We start from the raw sequence: 11,228 nt of genomic DNA on the forward strand, positions 1-11,228 counted from the left end.
ATTATATACTTACTATAATATAAAATAAAAGACTTATAGAACAACCTGATAAAAAATATCAAATATGAAATAGTTGATATTTTTTATCAGAATTAAATAATTCTCATACTTTTATATTTTAAGTAAAAATCAAAAAATTATTTACTAGGAAGTGTTTATATTATGTTTTATCAAGAAATTACAATAAAAAATCCATTAGGAATACATACTCGCTTTTCCGCTATGATTATTAATAAAGCTTCTGAAATTTCTTATAAATATAAATTAAATTTATATATAAGAAAAAAACCTTACAAAGATTGGTTAGGAATGAGTATGCTTGCTCTTTTATCTCTTAGGGTTATTAACGATGATATTATTTGTATAGGCTGTAAAGAGGAAGGTTTATTAGGTAAGCTTGCCGTTAATTCTCTCTTAGACTATATTAATGAAATTATAAATACTCATACTAAAATTGAAGAAGTGGATAAACTTATCTGCGAAAGTCAAATAGCTAATGAACAAGTTTTAGAAAATGTTCCTATAGGAATAATAGTTATAGATTTATATCAAAATATAATAAATATTAATGATTATTCTCTTAAATTAATAGGAAAAAGTTATGATGATGTGATAGGAAAACCTATTTTAGAAGCCTTACCAACAATTAATTTAACTAGTATTGTAGATAAAAAATTAAAATTAACTCAATTTGGAGAAATTCTTCATGTTAACAATAAAATAGCTTTAGTTAATAGTACCCCTCTTTTTATTAATGATAAAATAATTGGAGCTGTAAGTGTAATACAAGATGTTTCTGATTTAGTAGGCATGAAAGAAATAAATGAAAAATTCAAAAAAATATTAGAAAATTCACAGGATATGATTTGTTTTTTAGATGAACAAGGTAAAGTAAATTATGTTAACCCTGCTTATATAAAAACTTTTGCAAATCATAGTAAAGATATTATTGGAAAAGATATTAATGAAATATCACCTTATGGCTTTAGAGCTAAAGCTTTTAATAAAAAAATGGCTTTAAATGATGTTATTCACCATAAAGAAGGAATTAAAGTTATAAGTAATATTGAGCCTTTATTTATTGATAATGAATTTAAAGGAGTAATTTCTACTAGTAAACCTATTAATGTTCTAAAAGATATTATTTATAAATTAAATAAATCTGAAGAAGAACTTAATTATTATAAAAAAGAATTTTTAAAACAAATATCTAAAGATTCATCTTTTAAAGATATTATAGGTTTTAATAGAACACTTCATGATATGATTTATATTTGTCAAAAAGCATCTGAAAGTACATCAACAGTACTGGTAAGAGGTGAAAGTGGTACCGGTAAAGAATTAATAGCAAAGGCTATTCATAATAATAGTAATAGAAAAGATAAACCTTTTGTTAGAGTTAATTGTGCAGCTATACCTGAAAATCTTTTAGAAAGTGAACTTTTTGGATATGAAAAAGGAGCTTTTACTGGAGCTATAAAAGAAAAACCAGGTAAATTTGCAATTGCTGACTCAGGTACAATATTTTTAGATGAAATTGGTGATATGCCTTTATCAATGCAAGTAAAATTATTGAGAGTTCTCCAAGAAAGAGAAATTGAAAGAATTGGTGCAATTCATTCACAAAAAATTGATGTTAGAGTGATTGCTGCTACTAATAGAAACTTAGAAAAAATGATGAAAGAAAGTACCTTTAGAGAAGATCTTTATTATAGACTAAATGTATTAGCTGTTAATCTTCCGCCATTAAGAGAAAGAAAGGAAGATATTCCTCCTTTAATCGAACATTTTATAAAAAAATTAAATAATAAGCTAAATAAAAATATTTTAGGAATAGATAAAGATGCTCTTTCTCTATTAGAAGAATATTCTTGGCCTGGTAACATAAGAGAACTAGAAAATATTATAGAAAGATGTATGAATTTTTGTGATGAAAAATATATATCTAGTGCTTATTTACCATCTTACATGAAACCATTAAAAAAATTAGATTATTCACTAAATTTAGATGAAAATAATATTCTTACTTTTGAAGAGTATGAAAAACAAATAATAGAATTAGCTATGAAAAAATATAAAACATACAATAAAGCAGGAAAAGCTTTAGGATTAACTCACAGGACTATTTCTCTTAAATGTAAAAAATATAATATTAATATTTCTAAACCTTAATAAACCAAAAAAGACTATGAATATTATTTTTTAAAATTCATAGTCTTTTATAATTACAATTTTTTTAAATTTTATAAATCGTCTATTAATGTTGCTGCTTTTGCATATGCAGTTGATTTTGCTTCAAAAAAATCTGTTTTAACCTGATTAGCATCTGCATAAAAATCTACCCAAGGTGCTGGATTTTCTTCAAATCCCTCATAAATTTTTCCAAATCCAATTGCTTTCATTCTTATATTTCCTAAATATTTTATATATTTTTCTATTAAAGTTTTATTGATTCCAGATATACTATCTCCTATAACATAATTTCCCCAAGCAATTTCATGTTCTACTCCTGTTATCATCATCTCTTTTAAATCATTAATAATTTCTTCTGTAAAAATTTCTGGAATTTCTTCTCTTAATTCTTTTATAATATTTCTAAATAACCATAAATGTGTATTTTCATCTCTATTTATATATCTTATTTCTTGAGCTGAACCTGGCATTTTACCATTTCTTTCTAAATTGTAAAAAAACATAAATCCTGAATAAAAATATATTCCTTCTAATATATAATTAGCCATTATAGTCTTTAAAAAATTTTTAATGTTAGGATTTTCAACAAATTTATTGTATAAATCTCCTATAAATTTATTTCTATCTAATAAAATTTTATCATTTTTCCATTGAAATAATATTTCATTTCTTTTTTCTGGTGAACATATAGTATCTAACATATAACTATAACTTTGAGAATGAACAGCCTCCTGAAAAGCTTGTATTGTTAAGCAAAGATTTACTTCTGAAGCTGTTATATAATTATTTATATTCCCTAAATTTGCTGTTTGAATAGAATCTAAAAATATTAAAAATGATAATATTTTATCATACGCTATTCTTTCTTCATCATTTAATTTACTATAATCCTTTAAATCTTGAGATAGATTTATTTCCTCTGGAATCCAAAAATTATTCATTGCCTGTCTGTACCAATCAGAAACCCAAGCATACTTCATATTATTAAAATCATTTAAGTTGGTTGTATTTCCATTTATCATTCTTTTTTTAGCTATTTCTATATCACCAAATTCATTAAATAATGGCTTTTTATTTATTTGCATAAACTCCCTCTTCTCTAAAAACTTTATTTAGATATTAATTTAATCTAAAATATTAAATTAATAATGTATTTATTACTTTTATGTTTAAATTTATTAAGCTGAACAACTTTCACATTCTTCAACTGTTAATGATTTACTTCTAACATAATAAATACTTTTAACCCCTTGCTTGCAAGCCTCTATATATAAATTCATTATTTGTCTCATTGTAAATTCTGTTGTTATATACAAATTAAAAGATTGTCCTTGATCTATATGTCTTTGTCGTATTCCATTAGCTTTTATAGAAAACTGCTGATCAACATTATAAGCAGAAACATAGTACCAAAAGTTTTCCATAGATAAATTAGGTGCTGTTTTTGGTGTTATACTTCCTTTTTTTTCTTCTAACCAAAATCTATTAATAACAGGGTCAACGCCTTCAGTAGTACCTGCAATAGTGGCTGTTGACCCATTTGGTGCAATGGCAAATAAATACCCATTTCTTATGCCATATTTACTTACTTCTTCTTTTAATTCTTTCCACATTTGTGAATTATAATTTCTTAAATTGAAATAATCACCATTATTCCAATCTGATCCTGTAAATAATGGATAAGCACCTTTTTCTTTTGCTATATTTAAACTTGCTTTTATAGCATAAAAATTTATTTTTTCATAAACTTTATCAACAAACTCTAAATGTTCTGATGACTCCCAAACAATTTTATTATTTGCAAGCATATGATGATAACCTGAAGTACCCAATCCAATAGCTCTATATTTTTTATTGGTTATCTCTGCAAAAGGTACAGCATAATAATTTAAATCTATAACATTATCCATAGCTCTTATTTGAGTTTCTACTATATATTCTAATTCTTCATCAGAAGTTACATCAACATTTCCTAAAACTAAAGATGATAAGTTGCAAACTACAAAATCTCCTGGTTTAGTTTTTTCAACAACTATAATATCTCCATTTTCATTTTTTATTTGTGTATTTTGTATATCCATAGAACTCATATTTTGCATTATTTCCGTACAAAGATTAGAAGAATATATCATTCCTTTATGTTTATTAGGATTAAATTTATTTACAGTATCTCTATAAAAAGCAAATGGAGTTCCTGTTTCAGCTGCACTTTTTATTATTAATCTAACTATATCTTTTACTCTCATTACTCTCTTTTCAATTCTATTATCATTTACACAATCATAATATTTTTTTTCCCATTCATCACCATAAAAATCTTCTAAAGAATATCCTTTTATAGTTCTAACATTATGAGGGCACATCATATACCAATTAGCATCTATATCATTTTCTGCTAACCTCCAAAATAAATCTGGATAACAAAGTCCAGGAAATATATCATGAGCTTTCTTTCTATCATCACCATTATTAGTTTTCAATTGAAGAAATTCTGGTAAATCTTTATGCCATGCATCTAACCAAATAGCCACTGAACCATTTCTTACTCCTAATTGATCAACAGCAATTGCTGTATCATTAAATAGTTTTATCCAAGGAATAACTCCTCCTGATGCTCCTTTAAATCCTCTTATAGCTGATCCTAATGCTCTAACTTTTCCTATATAAATTCCCATTCCTCCTCCAAATTTAGAAACCTTAGAAAAATTATCTAAAGATTTATATATTCCATCTAAACTATCACTTACAGTATCAATAAAACAGGAACTTAATTGATAAAATGGTTTCCTTGCATTTGACATAGTAGGAGTAGCCATAGTAGCCTTTATAGAACTTAAAACATCATAAAATCTTTTAGCCCAATACAATCGTTTTTCCTCTTTTTCTGTAATAGCTAAATGCATAGCTATACCCATAAACATTTGTTGTGGAAGTTCTAATAAATTTTTATTAAAATCTTGAATTAAATATCTTTTAGCTAATAAACTAATTCCACTGTATGTAAATAAAAAATCTCTTTCTGGCTTTATATACTTTCCTAGTTCTTCAACATCTTTTTTTGTATAATTTTGTAATATATACCTTCCATAAAGACCTTTATCTGTTAATTCAATTACAAACTCATAAAAATTAGTATATGGATTTGTATTTTCTGATAAATTTCTATTATTTTTAACTTCATTAATTAATTTATGTGTATATAACTTCGAAGAAATATTTTGCCATTTTGGTTCTGTTTGAGAAGTTAACTCTAAAGATACTTGAATTAAACACTTTATTATTTCATCTTTAGTCATATTTACTGTAATAACATTTTCTAATGCTTTGATTAATTTTTCTTCTGTATATATATTATAATTATCTTTAATATCTATTATAGCCCAGTTACAAAGTTCTTTTACTAAACTCATATTATTCCGCTCCCCACAATATATAGTCATTTTTTTCTTTCCATCACAATATCTTGACAATTAATTATAATAATTTAATCATATTTTGTAAAATTCCTTTATCATTAATAAAACAAATTTTCTTTAATAATCTATATTAAACAAGTATTATTCTTCTTTTTAAAGATAATGTTATATTTTTATAAATATTTAAAACTAAAATAAAAATAGCAATTTATAGGAATTATTCTATAAATCGCTACTTTTATTTTATTATTTTAATTTTTCATTCCATTCTTCTTCTTTAAATCCAACTAATACTAAATTATTTGATATTAATAATGGTCTTTTTATTAACATTCCATTAGTAGATAAAATATTAATTAATTCTTCCGTTGAACAATCTTTAATTTTATCTTTTAAATTCATTTCTCTATATAACTTTCCTGATGTGTTAAAAAATTTATTAATTGACATTTTACTTTCATAATGCCATTTTTTTAATTCTTCTTTTGTTGGATTGTCTTCTATAATATTTCTCTCAGAAAAATCTATATTATTTTCTTTTAGCCATTTTTTAGCTTTTTTACAAGTAGTACATTTAGGATATTCTAAAAATAAGTAATTCATTTCAACTTCCTTAATAATATATATTTATTAATAATTAATATTATATCATACTTTCTTTTTATTCAGTTTGATTTTTTATATTATTTTTTGGTAACGTAACAAAAGCTTTAAATAAATCTCCTTCACATTCAACTCTAAATATACCATGATGTAATTCAACTATAGTTTTAGCTATAGCTAATCCTAACCCCGATCCTTCTATTGTTGAATTTCTAGATTTATCTCCTCGTACAAATCTCTCTAATATATCCTCTTCATTAAAATCTAATTCAAAAGTAGATATATTTTTAAATGATACTGATATAAAATCTCTCATTTCTTTTATATCAACATATATTCTTGTATTTTCTAAACCATATTTTAATGCATTAGTAGCTAAATTTTGAAAAACTCTAGACATTCTCTGTGGATCTAATTTAACTATTAATTCTTCAGGAGCTCTAACTTTAAATTGCATATTTTTTTCGCTATAAAAATCTTCAACTTCACTTATACATTGATATACTAATTGAATTATATCAATGTCCATTTCAAATAATTGAACTTTTCCTGAATTCATTTTTGAAACTTCAAATAAATCATCTATTAATTTTTTCAATCTATAAGATTTACTTTCCAAAATAGACACATATTCTTTTTTTTCTGATTCTGTTACATCATCCCTTTGTAATATATTTACATAATTTATTATGGATGTTAATGGAGTTTTTAAATCATGAGATACATTAGAAATAAGTTCTGTTTTTAATTTTTCATTTTTAATACCTTCCTCTATGGAATTTCTATATCCTATTCTTAAATCATTAATTCCTTTAGCTAATTCTCTAACTTGCTTATCTTCACTATCCGTTACTTCTAATTCTACATTTCCTTTTTTTATATGATTTAAATCTTCTATAATTTTATCTATTGAATCATATTTTTTTATAAACTTGCATATAAAATGTATAACTAATAATATAATTGCAATAACTATATATTCTTCTGGCTTAATATAATAATAAGTAGCATTCCACATAAAATCTATTTTAATTATCATATTTCTAAATAAAGTATATACTAACACAAAAGCTAATAAAAAAAATAATACTTTATCCTTTAAAAATTCATCTATTAATATTCTCCTACTAAATAATAATTTAAAACAAATAATAAAATTATATATATATCCAGCTTTTAAATTTTTTAAATAACCACTTAATTTCATTTTCTTTATCATAAATATTTTTTTTATCAATAAAATTATTAATAAAATTGTAGTAATACACGTTGTTGCAAAAGCTATTCTTATGTATTTAATATCTCTATCATAATAATTTCCTGGTGAGAAATAAATTTCATCTATATTATCAGTAGATTTTATTATTTTATATACAACTCCATTATTTTTAGCCATACTTTCAACTACTTCTTTAGGGGTAGATAAGGTATATGGTGGCTGATGAAAAAATACTCTATTAGAATAGTAATCACCTGTTTTATTATTTACAACAACCACGGCTGTAGCAAAAGTTGCATATTCTTGTAATTTAGAAAGTATTTTTTCTTTTTGTTCTTTTGTAGTACAATTTTCTACATCTTTTAAATAATCTGTTGAATCATATAAAAAATCTGACAACTGAGTTGATTGTTCTAATAATCTACTTTGTTTATATCTATCTGGATCAATTATGGCATCTATATATCTTACTCTATTGCTTATTTCTGAATTACTTTTATAATTTAACTTTACCAAAGTTTTAAAACTACTTCCTCCCGTTAAAGTTAAAAATAACATAGGTAATAACAATGCAAAAAGAAATATAAATACATTTTCTATATCTCTTACCCAAATTCTATAATCATTCCACCACCTTTTAAAATTATTTGTCAATTTTATAGCCAATGCCCCACACCACCTTTATATACTCTGGGTCTTTTGAATTTATTTCTATTTTTTCTCTCATTCTTCTTATATGAACCGTTACTGTATTTTCACTTTTATAAAAAGGCTCTTCCCATACCTTTTCATATATCTCTTTTATTGAAAATATTCTTCCTGGATGTGATGCTAATAAAAGTAAAATCTTATATTCTGTAGCTGTTAACTTAACCTCTTCTCCCCTTAAAGTTACTTTTTTGTTTATATTATCAATAGTAAGATTTTTTATTTCTATAATATCTTGTGTTCCATCTTTACTTAAAGGACTATCATATCTTCTTAATTGAGATTTAACTCTAGCTACCAACTCTAAATGGTTAAAGGGTTTACATACATAATCATCTGCTCCAATATTTAATCCTAAAATTTTATCACTATCCTCTGACTTAGCTGAAAGCATTATTATTGGAATATTTCTATTTTCTCTTATTTTAAAGCAAGTCTGCATTCCATCCATTTTAGGCATCATTATATCTAATATAATTAAGTGAATATCTTCTTTATCTACTACTTCTAATGCCTCTATTCCATCACAAGCTTTTATTACATTTATTCCTTCACCTCTTAAATAAATATCTATTGCATCTCTTATTTCCTTTTCATCATCTACAACTAAAACATTAAATTTTTCCATTTTAACCCTCCTCTTCTAATTAATCAACTATATTCTATAATAAATAATTTATTTTTCAAAGTATACATAATTATAATTTAAATTTATTTACATATATTAAATAGTATAAATACAATGAAAAACTTAGAAAACTTACAGTAATTATATATATCTAACTATTATTTATTTATTTAACAATTATATTAATTTTTCTTAACTGAAAAAATCTATTATAATAACTCTGTAATTAACAGTATAGTGTAAACTAAGGAGATTTTGTAATGAATTATATTAAACCCCAAAAAGATTTTATTATTGATTTGCTTATTATTATAATAGGTTGCTTTATTTCAGCGTTAGGAGTAAATTTATTTCTTGCTAAAGCTCATCTTTTAAGTGGTGGTGCTACAGGCGTAGCTCTTATATTTCAATATTTATTTGGTATTAATTCAGGTATTATTGTATTTATTATTAATGTACCACTATTTGTAATAAGCTATCTGAAACTTCCCAAAAAATTCACTGTATATTCTACTATTGGAATGTTATCATTATCTTTATTTTTAATATTAACAGCTCCAGTAACACAACTTTTAGTTTTAGATGATATACTTTTATATTGTATATTTGGTGGAATTTTATGTGGTATTGGATATGGTCTTGTATTTTCTAGAAATGGTTCAACGGGTGGAACTGATATAATAACTATGCTTATTAGAAAAAAATATTCAAACTTTAATATAGGTACTTTAAGTTTAGTATTAAACTTTATTGTTATATGCATAGGTGCTATATTTTTCAAAGTTCCTGTAGCTTTATATACTTTAATATCTATGTTTTGTCAAACAATTGTTTTAGATAAAGTTATTAAAGGTGCTAACTCTAAACAATTATTATTAATATTAACTGAAAAAGAAGCAGAGGTTATTAAATATATAATTAAAGATTTACACAGGGGTGTTACTTCTTTATTAGCAGAAGGAGAGTATACTCATGATAAAAAGAAAATGCTCTATTGTCTTGTAACACCTCGTCAAATGATTGAATTAAAAAATAATATTCATTTAATAGATCCAAGAGCTTTTATAACTATAATAGATGTATCAGAAGTTAAAGGAAAAGGCTTTAAAAACATTTAAAATAATCTAGTATATAAATTTTAAGCGTAAAACTTTATAAAAATAAAGTATTTACGCTTAATTTTTTATTTGTCATATATTTAATTATTTTTTATTATAATTTTATATATCTAATTTTGGAGTAAATTATGTTTGAATATAAAAAATATAAATTTTTTAATTTTTTAATTTATATACTTACAATTGTCTTAGTAATTTTAATATTCTTAATTTTAATAAAAGATTGTAACAACAAAAGTAAATATATTTTTCCAGTAAGTATTAAAAAGTTAATATGAACTATTATTAATAGTACAATAATAAACTGCTATTCATGTTTACAATACTTATAAATTTAAAATTCTTAACTAAGATTGTGAAAAAAATTTTTCTATAGCCTTTGTCATAGTTTCAGCAAGCTTTTGTTGATACTCAGAATCTTTTAACTTATTTAGTTCTTCATTATTAGATAAAAAACCACATTCAACAATTACTGATGCACCTTTATAATTGCCTCTTAAGATTCTATATTGATTTTCTGCGGCTTTAGCTAACCTATTATTATTATTATCTAATTCTATTTTAAATACTTCCTGTAGCAATTCTGCTAAAGTTTTACTTTCTTCATTTGATGCATACCATACCTGTGCTCCTTTACATGTACTTTGAGGAAACATATTTTCATGTATACTTATAAAAATATCACAATTAGTTTTTTCTTTAAGTTTTGCTCTATTATTTAAATCTTCTCTTTTTTTCTCTTTAATAGTTTTTCCTTTTTCATATAATCCACTATCAGCTTCTCTAGTCATATATATTGTATATCCTTTTTTTTCTAAAGATTCTTTTAGTTTTAAAGCTATTGATAAATTTATATCTTTTTCTAAAGTACCATCCTTAGCCTTAGCTCCTCCGTCAATACCTCCATGTCCTGCATCTATTAAAACTACCTTTTTTAATTCTTCATTATTTTTAGCTAAAACTTTAATATTAAATGTAAAATTTAATATTAAACAAACTATTAATATTAAAGCTCCATTTTTTCTTTTGTCCATATACTACCACTTTAAAATCAGTGGTTTTTCACCTCCTTTTCTTTATATCTTACTTATTATTAACTTCAGTTCCAATTTATATACAATAAATAAATCTATCATCAAAATTTTATATGCTTGTTCTTTATGGTATTTTTGCTAATATATATGCATAAAAAAAAAGAGAAGCTTTGCTTCTCTTTTCAGTTTGTAGACAAATAGCATTTTTGCATAAAGCAAAAATGCTATTTTTAGTTTTATAAGCAAAATTTCTAAATTTTTCAAATATATTTTTAATATTATGATATAATCCGAGATATCCCCCGGTCT

At 23.7% G+C, this 11,228-nt stretch carries 9 protein-coding genes; 2 read left to right on the plus strand and 7 right to left on the minus strand.

The window, feature by feature from the left end; all coding sequences use genetic code 11:
• The first annotated feature begins 162 nt into the window (after positions 1–162).
• Positions 163–2,172, plus strand: coding sequence for a sigma 54-interacting transcriptional regulator (locus tag GBZ86_RS08295; protein WP_152889559.1), 2,010 nt, complete (start codon positions 163–165; stop codon positions 2,170–2,172).
• A 71-nt stretch (positions 2,173–2,243) separates the two neighbouring features.
• Here GBZ86_RS08295 and GBZ86_RS08300 read toward each other — a convergent pair whose 3' ends face one another.
• The 5 genes from GBZ86_RS08300 to GBZ86_RS08320 all read right to left on the minus strand — a co-directional run bounded on the left by GBZ86_RS08300 (position 2,244) and on the right by GBZ86_RS08320 (position 8,767).
• The gene (locus GBZ86_RS08300; RefSeq protein ID WP_152889561.1) at positions 2,244–3,278 is read right to left on the minus strand and encodes a ribonucleotide-diphosphate reductase subunit beta; all 1,035 of its coding nucleotides are present in this window, start codon (positions 3,276–3,278) and stop codon (positions 2,244–2,246) included.
• A 93-nt stretch (positions 3,279–3,371) separates the two neighbouring features.
• Positions 3,372–5,603, minus strand: a complete 2,232-nt coding sequence (locus tag GBZ86_RS08305; RefSeq protein ID WP_152889563.1) for a ribonucleoside-diphosphate reductase subunit alpha — start codon at positions 5,601–5,603, stop codon at positions 3,372–3,374.
• Positions 5,604–5,855: 252 nt separating this feature from the next.
• Positions 5,856–6,212, minus strand: a complete 357-nt coding sequence (locus GBZ86_RS08310) for a Spx/MgsR family RNA polymerase-binding regulatory protein (protein ID WP_152889565.1) — start codon at positions 6,210–6,212, stop codon at positions 5,856–5,858.
• Positions 6,213–6,270: 58 nt separating this feature from the next.
• Positions 6,271–8,097: a sensor histidine kinase gene (locus GBZ86_RS08315; RefSeq protein ID WP_152889567.1), complete on the minus strand. Its 1,827-nt coding sequence runs from the start codon at positions 8,095–8,097 to the stop codon at positions 6,271–6,273.
• Positions 8,075–8,767, minus strand: coding sequence for a response regulator transcription factor (locus GBZ86_RS08320; RefSeq protein ID WP_152889569.1), 693 nt, complete (start codon positions 8,765–8,767; stop codon positions 8,075–8,077). The genes GBZ86_RS08315 and GBZ86_RS08320 overlap by 23 nt, the downstream gene beginning before the upstream one ends.
• Before the next feature lie 260 nt (positions 8,768–9,027).
• Between GBZ86_RS08320 and GBZ86_RS08325 the strand changes: the two genes are divergently transcribed.
• Positions 9,028–9,885, plus strand: coding sequence for a YitT family protein (locus GBZ86_RS08325; RefSeq protein WP_152889571.1), 858 nt, complete (start codon positions 9,028–9,030; stop codon positions 9,883–9,885).
• 347 nt (positions 9,886–10,232) lie between these two features.
• Here the strand turns inward: GBZ86_RS08325 and cwlD are convergent, their stop codons facing one another.
• Both cwlD and GBZ86_RS18030 read right to left on the minus strand, forming a co-directional pair.
• Positions 10,233–10,919, minus strand: a complete 687-nt coding sequence (gene cwlD, locus GBZ86_RS08330) for an N-acetylmuramoyl-L-alanine amidase CwlD (protein WP_152889573.1) — start codon at positions 10,917–10,919, stop codon at positions 10,233–10,235.
• A gap of 124 nt (positions 10,920–11,043) precedes the next feature.
• Positions 11,044–11,228, minus strand: a 185-nt coding sequence (locus GBZ86_RS18030) for a hypothetical protein (protein ID WP_207707433.1), incomplete at its 5' end; no start/stop codon positions are given.

This window comes from Clostridium tarantellae (assembly GCF_009295725.1).
Classification (GTDB): Bacteria; Bacillota; Clostridia; order Clostridiales; family Clostridiaceae; genus Sarcina; species Sarcina tarantellae.

Coding starts and splice junctions, on each gene's coding strand:
- GBZ86_RS08295 (WP_152889559.1), top strand. CDS start 163: ATGTTTTATCAAGAAATTACAATAAAAAATCCATTAGGAATACATACT.
- GBZ86_RS08300 (WP_152889561.1), bottom strand. CDS start 3,278: ATGCAAATAAATAAAAAGCCATTATTTAATGAATTTGGTGATATAGAA.
- GBZ86_RS08305 (WP_152889563.1), bottom strand. CDS start 5,603: ATGAGTTTAGTAAAAGAACTTTGTAACTGGGCTATAATAGATATTAAA.
- GBZ86_RS08310 (WP_152889565.1), bottom strand. CDS start 6,212: ATGAATTACTTATTTTTAGAATATCCTAAATGTACTACTTGTAAAAAA.
- GBZ86_RS08320 (WP_152889569.1), bottom strand. CDS start 8,767: ATGGAAAAATTTAATGTTTTAGTTGTAGATGATGAAAAGGAAATAAGA.
- GBZ86_RS08325 (WP_152889571.1), top strand. CDS start 9,028: ATGAATTATATTAAACCCCAAAAAGATTTTATTATTGATTTGCTTATT.
- cwlD (WP_152889573.1), bottom strand. CDS start 10,919: ATGGACAAAAGAAAAAATGGAGCTTTAATATTAATAGTTTGTTTAATA.